Here is a 21,925-nt window from a genome sequence, read left to right as displayed (position 1 = left end):
CGATTGCACAATCACCAGCATCGGGAGCCAGCTTCCACCAGTAAACGGGTGGATATTTCCCGGCGGCTATACTTTACAATGGCCGCTGGGGCCTCCAGTGGAACGTACGGGTAAGGGCATGTCAGAGCGGCAACAGAGCAGCAGGTCAGGATCGTCTGGAACATTCAAACTGCTCAACAGTATCGAATATCCCAGGGATCTCCGGTTGCTGCCGCCTGAGCGTTTGCCGACGCTGGCCGAGGAGTTGCGCTGTTTTCTGATTGAAACCGTGTCACGCACGGGCGGGCACCTCGCCGCCGGACTCGGGGTGGTAGAGCTGACCATTGCACTCCACTATGTACTCAACACCCCAGAGGATCGGCTGCTCTGGGATGTGGGGCATCAGGCCTATCCACACAAGATTCTGACCGGTCGTCGCGAGCGCATGGGCAGCCTGCGCCAACGTGATGGTATCTCCGGTTTTCCCCGGCGCGAGGAGAGCGACTACGATACTTTTGGCGCCGGCCACTCCAGCACCTCTATCGGCGCGGCACTGGGGATGGCCGCTGCTGCCAAGCAACAGAACATCAAGCGCGATGTGGTGGCGGTGATCGGTGATGCGGCGATGGGCGCCGGGATGGCGTTCGAGGCACTTAATCACGCCGGTGCGCTGGATCTGGATTTGCTGGTGGTGCTGAACGATAACGACATGTCTATTTCGGATCCTGTCGGCGCCTTCAGAAACCATTTGGCCCGTCTGCTTTCCAGCAAGTTCTATACCCGGGTACGGGAGGGCGGAAAATCGGCTCTCAGCAGCCTGCCGCATATTTCCGAGCTGGTGGGGCGCTGGGAAGAGCATATGAAGGGTATGGTGATGCCCGGCACCCTGTTTGAAGAGTTGGGATTCAATTATATCGGCCCGATCGACGGACATGACCTGGAGACCCTGACCGCCACCCTGCAGAACATGAAGGTGATGCATGGCCCGCGGTTGCTGCATGTCGTGACCCAGAAAGGCAAAGGCTACAAGCCGGCGGAAGGGGACCCGCTGGTCTATCACGGGGTTACCCCGTTTGACCCCAAGACCGGCAAGATGGATAAGAAGAGCGCCTCCGGTCCCAGTTATACGGAGATCTTCGGCCGCTGGTTGTGCGACGCGGCCACGGCCGACAAGCGGCTGGTGGCGATTACCCCGGCCATGTGCTCGGGTTCCGGGATGGTGCAGTATGCGGAACGTTTTCCTGATCGCTATTACGATGTGGGCATTGCGGAACAGCATGCCGTTACCTTCGCTGCAGGCCTGGCCTGTGACGGGATGAAACCGGTGGTGGCGATCTACTCCACTTTCCTGCAGCGTGCTTACGATCAGCTCATCCATGACGTGGCGCTGCAAAACCTGGATGTCACTTTTGCCGTGGACCGGGCCGGCCAGGTGGGGGCCGATGGCGCCACCCACGCCGGTAGTTTTGATCTGAGTTATGCGCGCTGCATCCCCAACATGGTGGTGATGGCGCCATCGGATGAGAATGAGTGCCGGAAGCTGCTGCAGACCGCCTATCAGCATGAGGGACCGGCCCTGGTCCGTTATCCCCGAGGCTCCGGTTGCGGTGCCCAGGTGGCCGAGGGGCTGGAGGCCCTGCCCCTGGGTAAGGGTGAGATTCGACGGTCGGGTCAGCGGATAGCGATCCTGGCCTTCGGCAGTCTACTGGATACGGCGCTGGAGGTGGCGGAGAAAGTCGATGCCACGGTAGCCAATATGCGCTTCGTCAAACCGCTCGATGAAGCGCTGGTGCAGCAACTGGCCAATACCCATACGCTGCTGATCACGCTGGAAGAGAATGTTATACAGGGCGGTGCCGGGTCTGCCGTCAATGAGTACCTGGCGGCTATTCAGCACCGGGTCCGTGCCATCAATCTCGGTTTGCCTGACCACTTCATTGAACATGCCACACCGGCTGAACAGCTGCAGATGGCGGGTCTTGACCGTGAAACTGTTCTGGCGGTCATCAAGCGGGCGCTGGAGTCGGGCAGCGACCGGGCGGTGGGATAACCTGTCGTGGGTGACTCGGTGATCGGCCATCTCCCCTCCCTGGTGTATCAAATTGATCAGGACCTTGCGCCCAGCTGAATAGTTCCAGCTAGTCGGTATTGCCGTGGCGCAGGGGATGTTATCTCCCAGCCGTGTGGATTATAAAAATAAAGAGAGGATGATTATGAAGCGTTTTATCGCCCTGTTCGTGGTGTTGGGTGCTGTCCTGATGGCGGCTCCCGGTATCATCGGCTTTCAGGTGGAGAAGTACTATCAGGGACTGATGCAGCAGTTTGCGAAAGGAGGAGTCGAGTTGGTCTCTCAGGATTACCAGCGGGCCTGGTTTGGTGCCGAGAGTCGTACCGGTTTTCTGGTCAGGATTCCTGCGGGGGCGGATCGCAGCAAGACGGAAACGCTGAATTTTTCTCTGGTGAGTCACATTGTGCATGGGCCGTTAACGACCGAAGGAGTCCGGCTGGCGGATATTCAGAGTGACATCAGGGTGGAGGGTGAATCACTGCTGCCGGCGGATTATGAGGCGGTGGTCAGGACACTGATCGGAATAGATGGTCAGGGCAGTACGCGGATTGACCTCCCGGCCAGTGAGATTCCGGCCAGTGGTCAGCGCCCTTCAATCCGCTTCAGTGGGGTCGAGGGCGAAATGCGTTTTGATGCCGCCTTTGAACAGGTGGATGCCCGTTTCACCCTGCCGACGTTGCGGCTGGCACAACAGAGTGGGCAGCTACTGGAAATTGATGGGATGCAGTTCGACTCGCACTCCCGCAGGGATATCTCCGGGTTGATGCTGGGAGGGGGGCGGTTCGAGATTGGCCGCATTGGCCTGCGGGATGAGGAGGCCGGTAGCCGATTTGAAATACGTCAACTGGGCATAGACGCGGAGAGTAACGCCAGCGAGACCGCGGTCAGCGCCTCTGTCCGTTACCGGCTTGAAGAGCTGGAGGTGAACGAAACCGCATACGGTCCGGCGGATATTCAGCTGGGAGTCGGTAATCTGTCACCCAAGGCGTTGCTGCAGGTCCAGCAATCGATCGATGAGATCAATGCCCAGCAGCTGTCGGATGAAAAGAAAGGGATGGCGCTGTTGAGTGTGCTGATGGGCAATGCCCCGGCCCTGCTCAAGGGTGATCCGGTAGTGACCATTGACAAGCTCAGTATTCAGACCCCGGATGGATTAATAACGGGCAAGCTCTCGGTTCAGTCGGTTGGTCTGGAGTTGAAAGAGATCGGCAATGCGCCGGCGGTGCTCAATAAGCTGGTTGCGGACGCGTCGCTACAGATGCCGAAGCGGTTGTTCATGCTACTGGTGCAGCAGAAGGTGGAGGCCGATCTGCTGCGGCAGTTTGAGCAGCGCCGGTTGATCGAGCCTGAAAGTGAGATGCCTGACACCGAACAGCTGAAGGAGATGGCGGCAACACTGGCCGATCGGCAACTGAGTCTGCTGCTCGGTCAGGAGATTCTGTTGGCGCAGGGCGATATGATTGCTACCCAGGCGACACTCTCTGGCGGACTGCTGAGTGTCAACGGAAAGACCATACCCCTGCCGCAGCCGCCGCAGTAAGCGGATCAGTCAAATAGGAGCGGCTTCGCCGCCGAAGCCGCTCCTGTAATTCGCTACCATTCCTCTGTCGGGGCTTGATCGGAAACACAGGCCTCTCAGCCGTTTCTCTCATCCATCATTTGTTCGATGATCGGAGTCAGGATAATCTCCATAGCCAACCCCATTTTCCCTCCGGGCACCACGATCGAGTTGCGGCGTGACATGAAAGAGTCATGCAGCATTGAGAGCAGGTAAGGAAAGTCGACTTTGAATTTCTTGGGGTCGCGGAAACGGATGACCACAAAGCTTTCGTCCGGACTGGGAATGTCCCGGGCAATGAAAGGGTTTGAGGTGTCGACGGTGGAAACGCGCTGGAAGTTTATATCGGTGCGCGAGAATTGCGGCGTGATGTAGTTGATGTAATCCGGCATGCGACGCAGGATGGTGTCGACAATGGCCTCGGCTGAATAGCCGCGTTCGGCATTGTCGCGGTGAATCTTCTGAATCCACTCCAGGTTGACAATGGGAACGACCCCGATCAGCAGGTCGACATACTGGGCGACGTTGGCGTCATCCGTGACCACCCCGCCATGCAGGCCTTCGTAAAACAGTAGATCGGTTTCTCCCGGGATATCCTCCCAGGGGGTGAACTGGCCCGGTTCCAGGGCGGTGCCCAGGCGGGCATTGTGCTCGGCCGCCTCTTCCTCGCTGTGCAGGTAGTAGCGTTTCTTGCCGTTGCCGTGATCACCATAGGACCTGAACAGCTTCTCCAGTTCGCCAAACAGATTGGAGTCAGGGCCGAAGTGACTCAGGTTTTCTCCATGTTTTGATGCCTCGGCAACGGCCTCGCGCATCGCAACTCGGTCATAACGGTGGAAGCTGTCGCCTTCGATAATGGCCGGAGTCACGCCGTCACGATAAAAAATGTGCTCAAAGGCACGCTTTACAGTGGAGGTCCCTGCGCCGGATGAGCCGGTAACGGCAACGATCGGATGTTGTTTGGACATGTTAAACCCCTGAGTTTATAACTTCTTCTCCAGATTACCGGCAATTCTGACAGTGGTGAAGCGGGAGGAGAAGTAACAATAATTTTCCTTATCTATAAGCCATTGTTATGTGTGTGCTTGCTTTTATCAGTCTAGCCGTGATTTTTTCTGACCCCGGTATGGAGTGTTGACCAGCCACTGTAACAGACCTGGCATCAGCCGGCGGGGATGCCGATACTGGCGGCTGCATGCTGCAGGGCGGATAGGCGCCGGTTGTGTTGGTGCCCCTCATTCAGGCGGCCCAATACTCCCTGTTTCTGCAGCATCTCGTAGACTTGGGGTCGGCCGCCCACCAGAAAAACCTGGCGACCGGTACTCTGGGCATTGAAGATCATGTCATCCAGGGCACGGCTGGAGGTGAAGTCAACCTTGGCCACGTCACTGAGATCCAGCACCAGGGCGCGATACTGATCAAATTGGGCCAGCCGTCGGGACATCTCCTTGGCGGCGCCAAAACTCATGGGGCCGGCCAGGTGGTAGAGCAGGATGTCACCCCTGGCCGCCTTGATGATTAGCTTCTCCTCATCGGACAAGGGAGTCTCGGTCTGATCGGGATCGGTAATGGTGCTGATACTTTTTAGCTGCAGATCCACCATCTCCTTCATGAACAGCATGCTGGCCATCACCATGCCGGTCGCAACGGCAATCATCAGATCGACAAATACCGTCAGCAGCAACACCACCAGCATTTTGACAATGCCGGACAGGGGGACCTGCCGCAGCCGTTTGAAGTAGTCCCAGTCGATAATGTCAGTGCCCACCTTAATGAGGATGCCGGCCAGTACCGCTTTGGGTATATGGCTGGCCAAACCGCCGGCACCCAGAATACAGCCGAGCAGAATCAGGGAGTGCAGGGCACCGGAGATGGGAGTCCTGCCGCCCGCCTTGATGTTCACCACGGTACGCATAGTGGCCCCGGCACCCGGCAGACCACCGAAAAAGCCCGCCACCGTGTTGCCTATGCCCTGGCCTATCAGCTCCCGGTCAGACTTGTGGTAGCCGCGGGTAATATTGTCCGCCACCAGTGACGTGAGCAGTGAATCGATGGCGCCCAGAGCGGCCAGGGTCAGGGCCGACTTGATCATGCCGGGAAGTAATAGCAGGTCAAAGGCGGGTATTTGCAGTGTGGGAATGCCGGTAGGGATCTCACCAAGTAGCGGTGCGCTGCTTCCGGGGAACAGGAACCATACCGCCGTGGTGCCGAGGATCAGGGCAATCAACGGAGCGGGTATCAGTTTGTTGAGTTGTGGCAGAAATGCGGGAACCGTATAAACAACAATCAGGGTTAACAGTCCGAGGGTCGCCGCATCTGGCTGGATATTACTGAGAAAATCCGGGATGGCCTGCATGGCCAGGAGCGGCCGGGCCGGGCTGTCGAATCCCACCAGGGGGCCGATCTGCAGCAGGATAATGATGACGCCGATGCCGCTCATGAAACCTGAAATCACCGGGTGCGGCACCAGTTCAATGAATTTTCCCACGCGCAACAGGCCGAAAATGATCTGGAACACCCCGCCCAGGACCACCACGCCAAAAGCGAGTGCAGCTCCGTGCGCCGGATTGTCCGGAAACATGCCGGTGTACTGGGTGAATATCATTGCCATGACCACGGTCATCGGGCCGGTCGGTCCGGAAACCTGTGCCGGCGTGCCGCCGAACAGCGCGGCAAAAAAGCCGACGAAGATAGCGCCGTAGATACCGGCAATCGGGCCGGCTCCCGAGGAGACGCCCATGGCCAGGGCGAGGGGCAAAGCGACCACCGCGGCCGTCAGACCGCCATAGATATCACCTTGCAGATTACGCAGATGAAAACCGTTGACGAGTGGCATGGAGCGTTACCGGATCGGGTCGTAAACGAATGAGATTAACATATTTCAACTGGACTGGAAGGGTCGGTTGGCGTGATTATTTGTTGACGATACAGTAAAGCATTGATAGGCGTCGGGCCGATGGGGCGCAGGGCGCTTTCTTGATAAATATAAGACTGGACTGATATACTTCCGTGCCCAATTTGCCGGGTGTGGCTGGCTGCCAGGCCGGCAATCTTATAAGGTATATGCAGACTGCCTGGCTATATCAGGTGAACAGTTCGGGGCGGGTCTTTTGGGGCTCGGACTATGCCGCGTTGCCCCGGATTCAGGGTGGCCGATAATCATAATATTAATTTTCGGGGTATAACAGTTGATGGAGTCTGCGGTCTCGCTGGAGAAGAAGGAATCGATCACGCTGGACGTGAAAAAAATTGTCGCGGCTGTGGTCTTTACGCTGCTTGCCATCGGCATGGCAACGGTTGTTCCGAGCATACAGATTGCCTGGGTCACTGCCCTGCTGTTGTTGACCATCTATCTGTTTGCATTTGAAGTGGTCGGTGTGGATGTGGCCGCCTTGACCGTCATGGTGTTACTGGGCCTGACCAGCCTGCTGGCACCGATCATGGGGCTGTCGGAAGGACTGGTCTCCACCACCCATCTGTTTGACGGCTTTTCCAGCAATGCCGTGATCTCCATTATTGCGGTGATGATTATCGGCGCTGGGCTGGACAAGACGGGCGTGATGAGCAAGGTGGCGGCGTTTATTCTCGATGCCGGCGGCAGTACCGAGAAGCGGATCATCCCCATCATTTCGGGCACCGTGGCGTTCATCTCCTCCTTCATGCAGAACGTGGGTGCCGCCGCACTGTTTCTCCCGGTGGTGAGTCGTATCTCCGCTCGCTCCGGCCTGCCGATGTCGCGACTGCTGATGCCGATGGGGTTTTGTGCCATCCTTGGCGGAACCGTGACCATGGTCGGCTCCTCGCCACTGATCCTGCTCAATGATCTGATTCTGACCTCCAACAAGGCCCTGCCGGCTGATCATCAGATGCAGGTCTGGTCACTCTTTTCCGTCACCCCGGTGGGTGTTGCCCTGGTGGCTACCGGTATTATCTATTTTGTGCTGGCAGGCCGCTTCGTGCTGCCGGGTGCGGGTGGCGACAGCGGTACGACCGCCACCAATTCTATGGAATACTTTCAGCGCATCTATGACATCGACTACGCCCTGTTTGAAGTGGTGGTACCACCGGAGAGTGAGCTGGTCGGTATGATGCTGGATGACGTGGAGACGGAATACCGGGTCCGTGTGATTGCCACCAAGGGAGCGAATGGCCGAATTCGTATCGGACGAGGCGATCTGGCCCGCGATTTCGCCATTGAAGGTGGTATGGTGCTGGGTGTGCTCGCCTCGCCCAAACATCTGGCAGGCCTGGTCGAGAAATTCGATCTGCGGCTGCGTAACGGCCTCAAGTCGTTTGCCGAATCCCTCGCCTCCACCAAGGCGGGTATCGCCGAACTGGTCATTCCCCCCGGCTCGCAACTGATTGGCAAGAGCGCCCGAGATGTCTGGCTGCGCAAGACCTACGGCGTCGCCATGGTGGCGCTGCATCGCAACGGCGAAACCCTGCATGAGGGTGACCATATTCGTGATCTTCCGCTCAAGGCGGGCGATACCCTGGTTGTGCATACCACCTGGGATTCCCTGGTGCGCCTGGAATCGGACCGCAACTTCGTGGTGGTCACCACGGAATATCCCCATGAAGAGACCCGCCCGCAGAAAGTGGGATGGGCCGGACTGTTTTTTGTGATAGCCCTCTCCATGGTGCTGTTCACCGATATCCGGCTCTCGATTGCACTGCTGACAGGAGCTATCGGCATGGTGCTTTCGGGGGTGTTGAAGATTGAAGAGGCCTATTCGGCGGTCTCCTGGAAGACAGTGTTTCTGCTGGCCAGCCTGATTCCGTTGGGACTGGCGGTGGAGACCAGCGGCACTGCCAAGTGGATTGCCGAGCAGACCATTTCAGTGGTTGGCGAAATGCCCGTCTGGGTGATTCAAAGTGCGGTCGCCGCACTGGCCACTTTCTTTACCCTGGTGATGTCCAATGTCGGTGCGACCGTGCTGCTGGTCCCCCTGGCGGTGAACATCGCCATTGGTGTGGGTGCCGACCCGGCGGTGTTTGCCCTGACGGTGGCCATTGCCACCTCCAACTCCTTCCTGATACCGACCCATCAGGTAAACGCACTGATCATGGGGCCGGCCGGCTATCGGGTGCCTGACTTTATGCGAGCCGGTGGCGTGATGACACTGCTGTTCCTGGTAGTGATGATCGGCATGATGAACCTGTTGTTTTGATTTACCCCGGTTACCCATTCAATTAGTAGTTGGGGTGAGCTTGTGAACCCCGGCGGGGTTTCACGCGAGTGCGCATGCTGTTGGAGTTCGTTCGTCACCCCGATTTACGGTTTTGTGGCGGCTGTGCAGATCAGAACAGGCGGGCGTTCAGCCACAGGTGGGTAAGGATGCTCGCAACATAGGCGAACAGGATCACCGGCGTCCATCTCAGGTGGCTGAAGAAAGTGTACTTGCCATTGGATTGCCCCATCAACGCCACGCCGGCGGCCGAACCGATCGCCAGCACGGAACCGCCGGTGCCGACACTCAGGGTCGCCAACAGCCACTCGCCCCGCGACATCTCCGGCATCATGGTCAGCACGCTGTACATGGTCGGGATATTCTCCAGCACCGCCGACGCCAGACCGACCGCGATATTGGCGGAGGTGGGGCCCCACTGGCTGTACATGATATCGGAAGCGATGGCCAGGTAACCGATATAGCCGAGTCCCCCGACCGACAGTGCCACGCCATAGATGAACAGCAGGGTGTCCCACTCCACCCGGGCCACCCGGACGAACACATCAAACGGATTTCTGCTGTCGATCGGGATGGGTGATGCCAGTTGCTCGGCATCCTCCACCCCCTCTTCCCGGAGCCGGTGGGTTTTTTTCAGGTAGAAGCCAAAGAACTGCAGGTAGGAGAGGCCGGTGAGCATGCCGATCACGGCCGGCAGGTGCAGTACACCTCTGAAAAATACTGCCGTGGCGATGGTGCAGATGAACAGCAGGATAATACGTCTTGCCCCGCGCAGCATACGGGTCGGTGCGCAGTGAGGGTCTGGTCTTCCCTTCGGCAATGCCAGGTGCATGGCGCAGGCCGGTATCAGGAAATTGATGAGTGACGGAATGAACAGGTTAAAGAAGCTCCAGAAGTCCAGGGTGCCATTGCTGCTCTGGATATTCTGTTGCCAGACCATCAGGGTAGTGATGTCGCCAAACGGGCTGAAAGCGCCGCCGGCATTGGCGGCAATCACCACATTCAGGCAGCCCAGGCTGATGAAACGCCGATTATCCGGCTCGATCACCAGGATCAGGGCACCAACCAGTAGCGCGCTGGCCAGGTTGTCGAGGAACGGCGACAGCAGAAAGGTGGTGATCCCGCTGCTCCAGAACAGTCCGCGATAGCTGAGTCCCCTGTTACACAGCCAGGCGCGCAGCGTCTTGAACACACGCCGCTCACCCAGGGCATTAATGTAGGTCATCACCACCAGGATCAGCAGCATCAGCTCGGCATACTGGAGCAGGCTTTGCCGCACACTCTGTTCCGCCTGATCGGTAGTGCCGGTAGTCATCGCGTACCAGCCGATCAATGCCCATATAATGCCGGCGGCGATGATTACCGGTTTGGATTTTCTGAGGTGGGTGTACTCCTCGAAGCTCACCAGGAGGATGGCGAGGGCGAAAGCCGCCAGGGCGAAATAGCCGCTCCAGTGCGCTGTCATCGTCGGCAGGAGCCGGTCCACGTCGGCCGCCATGGCGACACCACTGTTGAACAGCAGCAAGAGAAAGATCAGCTTGAGTGTTGTTCGGGTGATCTGCATGTTGTCGCTTGGTGTCAATGAACCAGCGCCCATGATAACGGAAACCATGCAGTCCGAACCACCGGCAGTAGTGCCTGCCGGTGGTTACCCGGAATCAGAAAATGGCTGAGTTGATCCAGAGATGGGTATAGATGCTGGCGGCGTAGCCCAGGGCGATCACCGGCGCCCACTTCAGGTGACCGAAGAAGGTGTAGCGGCCACGCGCCTGACCCATCAGCGCCACCCCGGCGGCGGAACCGATGGAGAGCAGCGAACCACCGACACCGGCGGTGAGGGTGACCAGCAGCCACTGTCCCATGGACATGTCAGGCAGCATGGTGAGTACGGCGAACATCACCGGGATGTTGTCGACAATGGCGGAGAGAATACCGACGATCACATTGGCGGTGGTGGCACCCAACTGGATATACATCAGTTCCGAGGTCAACGACAGGTAACCGATGAAGCCCAGGCCGCCCACGCACAGCACCACGCCATAGAAAAAGAGCAGGGTATCCCACTCCGCGCGCGCCACCTTGCTGAACACGTCGAAGGCGACCAGGTCACCCATCTGGCCATCGTGTTCCAGTTCGGTGGCGGCCTCGCCGTTGCTGGTGTTCCGTTCACGATGATAGGTCTTCTTCAGGTAGAAGCCGAAGAACTGCAGGTAGGCCAGGCCTGTCAGCATGCCGATGACCGGTGGCATGTGCAGAAAATTGTGGAAACTGACGGCGGTGACAATGGTCAGCAGGAACAGCACGATAATGCGTCGGGCGCCCCGCTTCATGGCCACCGGTTTTCCACCGCCGCTGGGTTGTTCATTGGGTACGGCAAAATGCATGATGGCCGCCGGCACCAGCCAGTTGACCAGGGACGGAATAAACAGGGCGAAGAAGCTGCCGAAAGCAACCACCCCCTGGGGGGTCTGTACCCCTTTCTGCCACACCATCAGGGTGGTGATATCACCGAACGGGCTGAAGGCGCCGCCGGCATTGGCGGCGACCACGATGTTGATACAGGCCAGCAGGATGAACTTGCTGTTGCTGCCGCCTACCGCCAGCACCACCGCACACATCAGCAAGGCGGTAGTCAGATTGTCGGCAACCGGCGAGATGAAGAAGGCGAGTACCCCGGTGATCCAGAACAGCTGCCGGAAACCGAAGCCCCTGGCCACCAGCCAGGAGCGCAGTGCCTCGAACACGTTGCGCTCATCCATGGCGTTGATATAGGTCATCGCTACCAGCAGGAACAGCATCAATTCGGCGTATTCCAGCAGGTTGTGGCGTACCGCGGCCTCGGCTTCATGGGTAAAGCCATGGCTGGCGTAGTACCAGGCGATGATCGACCAGATCAGGCCGGCTGCCAGGATGACCGGCTTGGATTTCCGCAGATGGGTAAACTCTTCGGCCATCACCAGCAGATAGGCTACGGCAAAGATGGCAATGGCCGTATACCCCACCCAGTGACTGGTCAGATCCAGGTTGTTGTCGCCGGTTGCCGCCGCCAGGGCCGCGCCGGGAAGGGCCAGCAACAGGAAAAACAGGGTTTTAAGGACGTAAGTCACGCAATTGCTCCTCGATTCAGATGCCGGACTACAGGTTGTAAGCATGGGGCCGGACCGGATGACGGAAATGGCCGCTGGATAAATTGGTGCGACTTTATACCATTTTAGGTGCGGGGTGTGGAGGCCGAGGTGTGAATATGTTTCTCTTTGCGAGGGGCGGCTGGTTATTTGGAGAAGTAGATGTCGCCATAATAGGCGTGAGCCTGCCGGCCCGAGTTGTCGGTGTCGGTCATGATGGCGATGACGTCGATATAGCGCACTCGGGTGTCGAAGTAACGCTGGAAGTCTTCCTGGATATTGCGGCGCTCGCTGTACAGTCGGCCTGGGCGGTCGGTGGCGGAGCGGACGGCAATCATGCGTGCCCGGTCGGTATAGGCATTGGGCCAGTCCGACCCCGCCGGCTGGCCGCTGGACCAGACATAGTTCAAGGCCCGGGTCCGCCACGGAAGCAGGCCACTGCGCATAATCACGTAGACCCGGGCACTGTAGTCATCGCCGGCTTTGCTCTGCTCATTCAGGCCACTCAACGGTTGCTCTATCTGCCACTGCCAGTTGAGGTAGGGTGTCTCCTGCAGATCCACCCGGATCTCTTTATACAGACCGGAAGCGGTACCATCGCTATGGGCACTGATCATCGGTGTGCCATTGAGATTAATCACCCGGTATTGGGTCTTGCCTTTGAAGTCGTGTTCCTGCCAGCCCTTCAGGCCCTCAGCGGCTATGTCGGAGATGTTGACCTGACTCTCCATGGCCAAGGCGGAGATGCTGCAGGTCAGTAGCAGTGCGGCCAGGGTCGGTTTCAGCATCATGCATCCATCTCCGGCAGGGTCTTGCCGGGATTGAGGATGTCCAGGGGGTCGAACTGGTGTCGGATAGCGTGCATCAGGCGCAGCGTTGCGGAGTCAATTTCCCGATCAATAAAGTCCCGTTTTTCCAGCCCCACACCATGCTCACCGGAGAGCGTTCCGCCGAGCTGCAGCACCAGATCAAAGGTCTGCCCCAGGCATTCGTGGGCGCGCGCCATCTTTTCCGGATCATCCGGGTCGGTCAGCAGATTGACATGGATGTTGCCGTTGCCGGCGTGGCCGAAGTTGACGATCTGGATATCGTAACTGCGTGACAGCTGTTCAAGCCCGCTGATCAGATCGGGAATTCGTGAAACCGGCACCACCACGTCTTCGTTGATCTTTTTCGGGGCGATATTGCGCAGCGTGGGTGACAGTGCCTTGCGGGTTCGCCAGAGCCGCTCGATCTCCTGTTGACTGTGGGCCACCTCGATATCGATCACCCCCTCGACCCTTGCGGCCTCGATCACCGCCTGCAGTGACTCGGCCAGGCCATGCTCCGGTCCGTCCACCTCGATCATCAGCAGGGCGCCGACACTGTCCGGCAGATCGAGGTCGGAGTAGCTGCGCACCATGTCGATGGAGGCACCGTCCATGAATTCCAGGGCGCAGGGGGTGATCGGCTGGGCCATGATGGCCGAAACCGCCCGGGCGGCAGCGTGCATGTCCCGGTAGGTAGCCTGAAATGTGGTCTTGGCCTCCGGCAGGGGCGTCAGTTTCAGTACCGCCTCGGTGATAATGGCCAGGGTTCCTTCCGAGCCGATCAGCAGGCGCGTGAGGTCATAACCCACCACTCCCTTGGTGGTGATGACGCCGGTCCTGATCTCCTCACCGGCACCGGTGACCGCGCGCAACCCCAGAGTGTTCTCCCGTGGGGTGTTGTATTTAACCGCTCGCGGCCCGGCTGAATTGTAGGCCAGATTACCGCCAATGGTGCAGATTGCTGCGCTGGTGGGATCTGGCGGCCAGAAGAAGCCGTGTGGCTGCAGTGCCTGTTGCAGTGCCTGATTGGTCACACCGGGTTCAACCCGGGCGATCCGGTTGGCCGGATCGATCTCCAGAATCCGGTCCATTCGCTCCAGGGCCAGGATGATGCCACCCCGGTCCGGTACCGTGGCGCCGGTGGTGCCGGTTCCTTTGCCTCGGGCAATCAATGGGATCCGCTGCCGGTTGCAAAGAGCCACTATGTCACGTACCTGCTCATGGGTGGTGGCGAACACCACCGCCTGGGGCAGGGCCTGACGGCGACTGTTGTCGTAGCCGTAAGGCCAGCAATCCCCGGGGTCGGTCAATACCGCCACGCTACCGACAATCGCAATCAGCTCTTGTCGTACCGCTTCGCTAATCGGTTTTGCAGTATGCTCCTCAGATGTACTCAAAGACCTTGACCACCTTGGTGACGCCACTCAGATAACGGATTTTATCCACCACGGCGGTCGCCTCTTCGGGGGTCACCATGCCCATCAGATAGACCACGCCCTTCTCGGTGATCACCTTGACCCGGGTCGGATCGAACTGCGGCAGTTTGATATTGAACAGTTCGATCTTCGCCTTTGAGGTGATCCAGCTGTCCTTGCTCTGTTCGGTAAGTGTGGCATTGGGCCCGATCTGCACCTCGTTGACTGTGCGCTTTACCATCGGCGTGCCGGCTGCGATGCGCTCGAACTGGGCGCGATAGTCGGCGTTTTCCGCCTGTCCGGTGAGCAGCACCACCTGGTTGTAACTGGTGGCGCTCATGCTGCTGTGTTCCCGCAGTTCCGGGTTATTAAGTAATTCGTTCATGATCTTCACGGTAATGGTCTTGTCATCCAGTATGGTGCCGGCCGAGCGTCGGTCGTGAATCACCGAGGCGCCGGTGGCTGCACCACCGACCACGGCCGTGGCGCAACCCTGCAGCAGCGGCAGGGAGAGGCTTGAGATGACAAACAGCGCGAGTATTCTTTTCATGAGGTTCTCCATTATTCCCTTAGTTACCAAGGAGTTGTTTATCTATCAGATCACACAGGCAGTGGATGATCAGGAGGTGGGTTTCGAGTACGCGGGCCGTCGATTCGGCCGGGATGCAGATCTCCTCGTCCCCCTCCTGCAGCAGTCCCGAGAGTCGCCCGCCGTCGCGCCCGTTGAGGGCAATCACCAGCATCTTCCGCTCGTGGGCCGCTGCAATGGCCGCATTGACATTCTCCGAGTTGCCGCTGGTGGTGATGGCCAGCAACAGGTCGCCCGGGTGTCCCAGGGTACGGATCTGCTTGGCGAAAATTTCGTCGTAGTCATAATCATTGGCTATTGCGGTCAGTGTCGAAGAATCGGTGGTCAGCGCAATCGCCGGCAGTCCGGGTCTTTCGCGGTCAAGCCGGTTGAGCATTATGGAGGAGAAGTGCTGGGCGTTGCCGGCACTTCCCCCATTACCGCAAGTGAGAATTTTCCCCCCTTCGAGCAACCGCCGGACAATCAGTTCGGCACTTCTGGCAACGGGTTCGGCGACTACGGGAAGAGACTCCATCTGCAGCTGCACGCTCTGATGAAAGGTCTCGTTGATATGTTCGATCAGGTTCATCTAGACAAGTTCCCAGGGCCTATTGAAAGGCATCGGTGATCCACTCGATCTGCGCCTCACCCTCACCGGTGAGGGTCACTACGTCAAAACGACAAGGGGCGTTGTGCCGGTTCTCACGGCTCAGCCAGTGACTGGCGGCGCGGATGATCTTCTGTTGTTTGGTACGGGTCACACTCTCGGCTGCAGAACCGAAGCGGTTCTGTCTGCGGTAGCGTACTTCGACGAACACTACGGTATCCCGCTGCAGCATGATGATATCAATCTCACCCGCACGGCAGAGATAGTTGCGTTGCAGGGTACACAACCCCTGCTGCTCCAGATAGTGCTGCGCACGTGTCTCGGCGTCATGCCCTTTTTTCCGACCCTGGAAAATAAGTGTCACCCGTCTATTCTGCCGGCTTGATGGTGGCGGCGCCGGCCTCCGGTATGATACCGCGGGCTCCCGGAGTTTCGGATTCCGAAGGTGCGGGGGCGGGGGCGGCAGGGAGGCTCTCCATCTCATCTGTCATGCTCATCATGCGGGGAGCATAACCGATCGCCTTGGGGACGCCTTTGTACATTTCGGCCCAGACCAGTTGGCGATGGATCTGACGGATACTGTCAAGGTAAAGGTTGCCGGTCTTGCCTTCGATGGATTCCCGAGGGGAAGACTGCAATCGCCCGAGATGCGGCAACAGACGGAAGCTGTCGATGCCCATGGCGTAGAGACGGCGATAGGTACCCTGGCTGTCAGGCAGGAGGCGGGCCAGGTTATCCCGTGCCAACGGGTTGTCGCCTTCGTTTAGCAATAGCCAGGGGATGTCCGGGAATTTGATACCCTCCAGGTCCTGGTCTTCAGTCGGGGTCGGTACGCCGGTATAGATGCTGGAGGTCGCGTAGATCGGTATATCGGCGGCATGATGGAACTGGAACTGGGGCCTGATCTGTCGCGCCTTGAGAGGGTTTGCTGCCAGGAGAATGAAGTCGGCATCCTCTCTGCGGCGGGGTTCAAACTCCAGTTGCTGGCCGAACAGCTTCTGCAGCCGGCTGCGCCGGGCTTGGCTCTCGTCCAGATTCAGCAGCGCCTGGATTGCGCCAGAGAAGTCGTTCTCTTTGGCGTCATAGCGCTGTTGCTCGCTCAGGATGCCGCCCAGGCGCTCCCAGCGATCGCGGAATGCCTGCAATATCCGGTCACCCCAATCGTCCTGCGGAGTGAAAATGATGGCCCGGGTGTGGCCGTCAAGCCAGGCGCGTTCGGCTATTTGCCGCGCTTCGTCTTCCGGGGCCAGGCCGAACTGATAAAGTCTGACCGGTGGTGTGGTTTCCGGAGGTACCTGGTTGAGGGCCAGTACCGGGACTTCGAGTTCGCCGGCCCGGGCCAGTTGCGCGACTCCCTCCTTGTTCAGAGGGCCGATCACCATGTCCGCGCCCGAGTCCACTGCCTGTCGGTAGAGCGGCCAGGTATCAGCGCTGTCACTGCTGTCATAGAAAACCAGCTGGGGTCGACTCTCAGGCGGCTGCTGATAGTAGGCCGCCATGAAACCGTCCCGCAATGCCTTGGCGGCATTGGCGTAGGGCCCCGATTTCGGGAGCAGGATGGCAAGGTGGTTGGGGCGCTGGTACTGGCTCTCCAGTTTTTGGAAATAGCCATCAAGCAGGCCGGGAATGGTCGGATGGCTGGGAAACCGTTCTCTCCAGCTCTTCAGCTGTTCCTGAATCTGGTTGGTATCGCCGGTGTGGCCTTTAATGATTCTTGCCAGGGCCATCCAGCCACCCTGAATACCTGGCGGGTTGGGTTGTAGCAGGTCGAGCGCGGTGTCGGTCAGGGCGGTCAGGGTCTGGATAATCAACAATTGGTTTTCCAGTCGTTTGTCCGTATCCTCCAGCAACAGGTCCAGCTCGCCCAGTTCCCGGGCGCTCTCCAGCAGGTTGCCGGACAACCGGAACCCTTCGGCCCGATCGGCATGGAAGCGCTGCCGTAGCGGAGTGTCGGTCCCTTCCGGTACGCCTTCGCTCAGCAGGGCCATCGCTTCATCCGGCCGGTTTCTATTGAGCGCCAGCTCCGCCACCAGCAGGCGTTTCTGGAAATCCAGGGCCGGCAGGGCCTGGGTGTTGATTCTGGCCAGCAGCGCGGCGGCGCGTTCACCGTCCTGCGCCTGGAAGTAATTCTCGGCGGCCCTTAACAGCAACGCCTGATCGGCGGGAGGACGGGCCTGCAGGGCCAGCTGCTCAAACAATGCAGCCGCCGCGGCATGCTCTCCCACCTGCTCCAGAGTATTCGCCTGCTCCATGAGCTGGTCGGTTTTGCTATCGGTACCCCTGACCCCCGGCGAAGGAACGCACCCGATTACAGTCAGCAGGATTAACAGCGCAAGGAGAAATTTAGTATGTCTTTGTTGCATGGTCGCTTTCAGGCAGGCAGGATTGAGCAAGACAGTATCTTTTTTTGGAGTGTGCCGTGTCAATGGATAAGGGGTGCCTGTATATAGTTGCCATGCCAATAGGCAATCGTGGCGACATCACAGAACGGGCGAAGCAAGTATTATCCGCGGTTGACCTGATCGCCGTCGAGGATACCCGTCACAGTCGGCCGCTGTTGCAGATGCTGGCGATCACCACCCCGCTACTGGCACTGCATGAACACAATGAGCAGAAGCTGGTTGCACGGCTGGTTGATCAATTGACGGCCGGTGACACGATTGCGCTGATATCCGATGCCGGCACCCCCCTTATCAGTGATCCCGGCTTTCCGCTGGTGCGCGCCTGCCAACAGGCGGGCGTTCGGGTGATCCCGGTCCCCGGTCCCAGCGCACTGATCTGCGCCCTTTCGGCGGCCGGTCTGCCGACCGACCGGTTTCTGTTTGAGGGTTTTCCGGCCAGAAGCGGGCCGGCCAGACGTGAACAGTTCAGGCGCCTCAAGGATGAGGGGATGACCCTGATCTTCTATGAGTCGAGCCACCGGATCCTCGATTCCCTGGCTGATATGGCGGCGGTGTTTGGAGAGGACCGTCCCGCGGTGATCGCCCGTGAACTCACCAAGCTGCATGAGACGATCCTCTCTCAGTGCCTGGGTTCACTGGTTGAGCTGGTGTCCCGGGATCTGAATCAGCAGAAAGGGGAGTTTGTGGTGCTGGTGGCCGGTGCGGTCCGGGATGCGGAGGCTATCGATCCCGAGACACAACGTATTCTGGAGATTCTTCTGGAAGAGATGCCGACCAAACAAGCCGCCACGCTGGCGGCAAAAATTACCGGAATAAAGAAAAACCGGCTCTATCAAAAAGCTCTGGAGCTACAGGAGGGATAAACAGGCCCTGCATATCCTTCTCCGCGTTATAAATCCATCCCTGGATAAATACGCTCCCGCACATCCCTGTGCTTCGCGTTATAAATCCATCCCTGGATAAAAATACCGCCCCGGCTTGGCGGGGCGGCATATTAATTAGCTACTGCGTTTCGGCTGGATGTCTATCTTTTTCGAGCGTTTTGCCTCCACCTTCGGGATAATTACTTCCAGCACGCCGTCCTTGCCGCTTGCCTTGATCAGCTCGGGATCGGTGTTGTCCGGCAGGCTGAAGCGCCGGTAGAAACTGCCATAAGAGCGTTCGACCCGCTTGTACCCCTCCTTGTTCTCCGTCACCTCGTGCCGTTTCTCGCCTTTAATTGTCAGCATGCCGTCTTCCATGGTGAGCTCGATTTTTTCCGGTTCTACGCCGGGAATATCGGCATGCAGCACGTAACGATCCTCTTCTTCCTTGATGTCGATGGCGGGAGTCCAGTCGCCACCTACCACACTGGAATCGTCACTCTGCGCGAGGGGATTGCGCGGACTACGGTTCAGTTCATCCTGCCACAGCCTCATCAGCTGCCAGGGATCAGATGTCATGCGTGCCATTTGATACCTCCTGTGATTGAGCTATTCCCACTATCAATATAGGGTGAAATCAGCCGGATTCAAGAGGGTGAGTGGGTGGTTTCCACCGTGTTTTACAGGCGTAGTGCCTCCCCCTGGATGGGGGAGGCGGGCAGGGCTTGCAAGGTGGTTCAGCCGGCAAAATTGGCCGAGACATACTCCCAGTTCACGATGCCCCAGATCGACTCCAGGTATTTGGGCCGGGCATTACGGTAGTCGATGTAGTAGGCGTGCTCCCATACATCGATGGTAAGAAGTGGTGTCTTGCCGTCCGTCATCGGGTTGGCCGCGTTCGAGGTATTGACGATTTCCAGACCACCGGCGCTGTTCTTGACCAGCCAGGTCCAGCCGGAACCGAAATTGCCTGCGGCGGAGGCCGAAAACTGCTTTTTGAACTCATCCATGGAACCGAAAGCGCTGTTGATGGCAGCCGCCAGTTCACTCCCGGGAGCGGCTCCGCCCGGACAGAGGCAGTTCCAGTAAAAGGTGTGATTCCAGATCTGGGCGGCGTTATTGAACAGTCCGCCGGAGGCTTTCATGATGATCTCTTCGAGAGATGCATTTTCAAAATCGCTACCCTTTACCAGATTGTTCAGATTGGTCACATAGGTCTGATGATGCTTGCCGTAATGGTATTCCAGGGTCTCTTTTGAGAGCACCGGCTCCAGTGCGTCCTGTGCGTAGGGTAAGGGTGGGAGTTCATGTGCCATGGTATATCTTCCTTAATTGGGTTTGGTGATTGAAAATTAAAATTGTAATAACATAGTATTTTACTTGGTATTGTAATACCAGCCTTAATTTTGATTCAAGGCCATCCCTTGATTAAGCATAGCTATAGTGTGTGGATGCCCCAAGGGCAAGGTTATAATGGTGTAGCAAACAGGCGTCAGGGGACGGGGTTCGTCAGATCCCCGTATATTTCTCGACAGCATGACAGGACAGGAAACAGTTAATGTGTGGAATATGTGGTGAGTTGCGTCTTGATGGTGGGCGGCCTGATCTGGGGGCGATTTCCAGAATGACGGCCCGGCTGGACCGGCGTGGGCCTGATCATGAGGGGAGCTACAGTGATGGTCCGCTGGCCTTCGGACATCGGCGTCTGGCCATTATCGATCTCTCCGAGCGGGCCAATCAGCCCATGGTGGATCAGGAGTTGGGTCTGGCGCTGGTATTCAACGGCACGATCTACAACTATCCGGCGCTGCGAGAGACACTGAAGCAGAAGGGTTATCACTTCTATTCGGATGGCGACAGTGAGGTCATACTCAAGGCGTGGCACGCCTGGGGTGATCGCTGTGTCGAGCAGTTGCAGGGGATGTTTGCCTTTGCCATCTGGGATCAGGGCAAAAAACAGCTGTTCATGGCGCGGGACCGGATGGGGATCAAGCCTTTTTACTACAGCCACAGCGATAGTCAGTTCCGGTTCGCATCGAATGTCCAGGCGCTGCTGGCGAGTGGCGGGGTGGATACTTCCCTGGATGCTGTCGCCCTGCATAATCAGTTTACCCTGCACGCGGTGGTGCCCGCGCCACGGACGATCCTTCAGGGCGTGCGCAAGCTGGCGCCGGGCCATTCACTGCTGCTTGACGCCGATGGTAAGCGCACGGAACGTCGTTACTGGCAACTCTCCGCCACCCGCCCGGCCCGGCCGCGCAGTGACGGCGAGTGGCTGGAGTCCATTCATGATGCGCTACGCCTGGCGGTGCATAAGCGCAATAACATATCCGACGTCCCGGTGGGTGTGCTGCTGTCGGGCGGGCTTGATTCCAGTCTGCTGGTGGCACTGCTGGCGGAGTCGGGGGTCTCGGATTTGCGTACCTTTTCGGTGGGGTTTGAGGATCATCCGGATGAGAAGGGGAGTGAGTTTGAATATTCCGACCAGGTGGTGGAACGCTACGGAACTACCCATCACAAGTACCTGATACCGAACGAGGAGGTGCTGAAGCGTCTGCCCGAGGCGGTGGATGCGATGGCAGAACCGATGTTCGGCCAGGATGCGGTGGCCTTTTACCTGCTGTCGGAACAGGTTTCAAAACAGATCAAGGTGGTCCAGTCCGGTCAGGGTGCCGATGAGGTGTTTGGCGGATACTTCTGGTACTCGCGCATGATGGCCGAGCAACAGGGATCGCCGGTTGAACGGTTTGCCCGTCACTATTTCGACCGGGATCATGAGGAGTATCTGCGCATGGTCACGGCCGAATACCGGGGTGATGATTACACCAGTCAGCATGTCGCCGAGTTGCTCGGTGAACCGGGGGCGGACAGCTTCATGGATGCGGTGCTGCGCATGGATGTCACTACCCTGATCGTGGATGACCCGGTCAAGCGGGTCGATAATATGACCATGGCCTGGGGTCTGGAGGCGCGGGTACCGTTTCTCGATCAACAGCTGGTGGAGCTGGCGGCGCAATGTCCGCCTGAGCTGAAGCTGCGCGAGGGGGGGAAATACCCGTTGAAGGCGATGGCCAGAGGGATCTTGCCCGATTCGGTGATTGACCGGCCAAAAGGCTACTTCCCCATGCCGGCGCTAAAGTATGTCCGGGGTGACTTTCTCCACTTTATGCGGGATATTCTGGAATCAGCTGCCTGTCGACAGCGAGGTCTCTACTCGCGTGCCTATGTAGATTTGTTGCTCTCCGCACCGGAGATGCACCACACCCGGCTGGTCGGGAGTAAGCTCTGGCACCTTGCGCTGCTCGAATACTGGTTGCAGCGCAATGTGGACGGCCGGTAGTC

At 58.4% G+C, this 21,925-nt stretch carries 17 protein-coding genes; 5 read left to right on the top strand and 12 right to left on the bottom strand.

The features are described 5' to 3' along the window. Positions 1 to 118: 118 nt before the first annotated feature. Together dxs and ACHZBF_RS14035 are read left to right on the top strand one after the other, a co-directional pair. Positions 119 to 2,029 carry a 1-deoxy-D-xylulose-5-phosphate synthase gene (dxs, locus tag ACHZBF_RS14040; protein ID WP_029132059.1) on the top strand — a complete coding sequence of 637 codons (1,911 nt, stop codon included), beginning with the start codon at positions 119 to 121 and terminating at the stop codon, positions 2,027 to 2,029. Between the two features lie 163 nt (positions 2,030 to 2,192). After that, positions 2,193 to 3,587 carry a YdgA family protein gene (locus tag ACHZBF_RS14035; protein ID WP_029132060.1) on the top strand — a complete coding sequence of 465 codons (1,395 nt, stop codon included), beginning with the start codon at positions 2,193 to 2,195 and terminating at the stop codon, positions 3,585 to 3,587. A gap of 95 nt (positions 3,588 to 3,682) precedes the next feature. On the opposite strand, the gene ACHZBF_RS14030 is transcribed toward ACHZBF_RS14035, so the two are convergent. Together ACHZBF_RS14030 and ACHZBF_RS14025 are read right to left on the bottom strand one after the other, a co-directional pair. Next, positions 3,683 to 4,573 carry a phosphoribulokinase gene (locus ACHZBF_RS14030; protein ID WP_029132061.1) on the bottom strand — a complete coding sequence of 297 codons (891 nt, stop codon included), beginning with the start codon at positions 4,571 to 4,573 and terminating at the stop codon, positions 3,683 to 3,685. Between the two features lie 194 nt (positions 4,574 to 4,767). Next, complete coding sequence (locus ACHZBF_RS14025; protein ID WP_029132062.1) at positions 4,768 to 6,441, bottom strand: SulP family inorganic anion transporter; 1,674 nt, start codon at positions 6,439 to 6,441, stop codon at positions 4,768 to 4,770. A 355-nt stretch (positions 6,442 to 6,796) separates the two neighbouring features. Here ACHZBF_RS14025 and ACHZBF_RS14020 point away from each other — a divergent pair, with 355 nt between their 5' ends. Further along, entirely contained in the window at positions 6,797 to 8,776 is a 1,980-nt protein-coding gene (locus tag ACHZBF_RS14020; protein WP_037374566.1) for an SLC13 family permease, read from the top strand. Positions 8,777 to 8,906: 130 nt separating this feature from the next. Here ACHZBF_RS14020 and nhaD (ACHZBF_RS14015) read toward each other — a convergent pair whose 3' ends face one another. The 8 genes from nhaD (ACHZBF_RS14015) to ACHZBF_RS13980 form a co-directional block, all read right to left on the bottom strand. Further along, positions 8,907 to 10,358, bottom strand: coding sequence for a sodium:proton antiporter NhaD (nhaD, locus tag ACHZBF_RS14015; RefSeq protein WP_029132064.1), 1,452 nt, complete (start codon positions 10,356 to 10,358; stop codon positions 8,907 to 8,909). 94 nt (positions 10,359 to 10,452) lie between these two features. Then, positions 10,453 to 11,901: a sodium:proton antiporter NhaD gene (gene nhaD, locus ACHZBF_RS14010; protein WP_029132065.1), complete on the bottom strand. Its 1,449-nt coding sequence runs from the start codon at positions 11,899 to 11,901 to the stop codon at positions 10,453 to 10,455. 164 nt (positions 11,902 to 12,065) lie between these two features. Further along, the gene (locus ACHZBF_RS14005) at positions 12,066 to 12,710 is read right to left on the bottom strand and encodes a DUF3047 domain-containing protein (protein WP_084609687.1); all 645 of its coding nucleotides are present in this window, start codon (positions 12,708 to 12,710) and stop codon (positions 12,066 to 12,068) included. After that, positions 12,707 to 14,125 carry an FAD-binding oxidoreductase gene (locus ACHZBF_RS14000; protein WP_037374568.1) on the bottom strand — a complete coding sequence of 473 codons (1,419 nt, stop codon included), beginning with the start codon at positions 14,123 to 14,125 and terminating at the stop codon, positions 12,707 to 12,709. Before ACHZBF_RS14000 ends, ACHZBF_RS14005 begins: the two co-directional genes overlap by 4 nt. Then, complete coding sequence (locus ACHZBF_RS13995; RefSeq protein ID WP_051301762.1) at positions 14,112 to 14,693, bottom strand: BON domain-containing protein; 582 nt, start codon at positions 14,691 to 14,693, stop codon at positions 14,112 to 14,114. The genes ACHZBF_RS14000 and ACHZBF_RS13995 overlap by 14 nt, the downstream gene beginning before the upstream one ends. A gap of 19 nt (positions 14,694 to 14,712) precedes the next feature. Next, positions 14,713 to 15,300 carry a phosphoheptose isomerase gene (locus ACHZBF_RS13990; protein WP_029132069.1) on the bottom strand — a complete coding sequence of 196 codons (588 nt, stop codon included), beginning with the start codon at positions 15,298 to 15,300 and terminating at the stop codon, positions 14,713 to 14,715. Positions 15,301 to 15,319: 19 nt separating this feature from the next. After that, positions 15,320 to 15,673, bottom strand: a complete 354-nt coding sequence (locus ACHZBF_RS13985; RefSeq protein ID WP_029132070.1) for a YraN family protein — start codon at positions 15,671 to 15,673, stop codon at positions 15,320 to 15,322. Positions 15,674 to 15,686: 13 nt separating this feature from the next. Further along, positions 15,687 to 17,681, bottom strand: a complete 1,995-nt coding sequence (locus ACHZBF_RS13980; RefSeq protein WP_084609691.1) for a penicillin-binding protein activator — start codon at positions 17,679 to 17,681, stop codon at positions 15,687 to 15,689. Between the two features lie 62 nt (positions 17,682 to 17,743). Here ACHZBF_RS13980 and rsmI point away from each other — a divergent pair, with 62 nt between their 5' ends. After that, positions 17,744 to 18,583: a 16S rRNA (cytidine(1402)-2'-O)-methyltransferase gene (gene rsmI, locus ACHZBF_RS13975; protein ID WP_321529390.1), complete on the top strand. Its 840-nt coding sequence runs from the start codon at positions 17,744 to 17,746 to the stop codon at positions 18,581 to 18,583. Positions 18,584 to 18,718: 135 nt separating this feature from the next. Here rsmI and ACHZBF_RS13970 read toward each other — a convergent pair whose 3' ends face one another. Continuing rightward, a complete protein-coding gene (locus tag ACHZBF_RS13970; RefSeq protein ID WP_029132072.1) occupies positions 18,719 to 19,171 on the bottom strand; it encodes an Hsp20/alpha crystallin family protein in 453 nt (150 codons plus the stop codon). Positions 19,172 to 19,320: 149 nt separating this feature from the next. Next, the gene (locus tag ACHZBF_RS13965) at positions 19,321 to 19,899 is read right to left on the bottom strand and encodes a superoxide dismutase (protein WP_029132073.1); all 579 of its coding nucleotides are present in this window, start codon (positions 19,897 to 19,899) and stop codon (positions 19,321 to 19,323) included. A 242-nt stretch (positions 19,900 to 20,141) separates the two neighbouring features. Here ACHZBF_RS13965 and ACHZBF_RS13960 point away from each other — a divergent pair, with 242 nt between their 5' ends. Next, entirely contained in the window at positions 20,142 to 21,923 is a 1,782-nt protein-coding gene (locus ACHZBF_RS13960; protein WP_321528780.1) for an N-acetylglutaminylglutamine amidotransferase, read from the top strand. Positions 21,924 to 21,925 lie beyond the last annotated feature (2 nt).

This window comes from Sedimenticola selenatireducens (genome assembly GCF_963675335.2).
Classification (GTDB): domain Bacteria; phylum Pseudomonadota; class Gammaproteobacteria; order Chromatiales; family Chromatiaceae; genus Sedimenticola; species Sedimenticola selenatireducens.
Note: the sequence above shows the minus strand (reverse complement) of the source record. Positions and strands in the feature narration are given on the sequence as shown.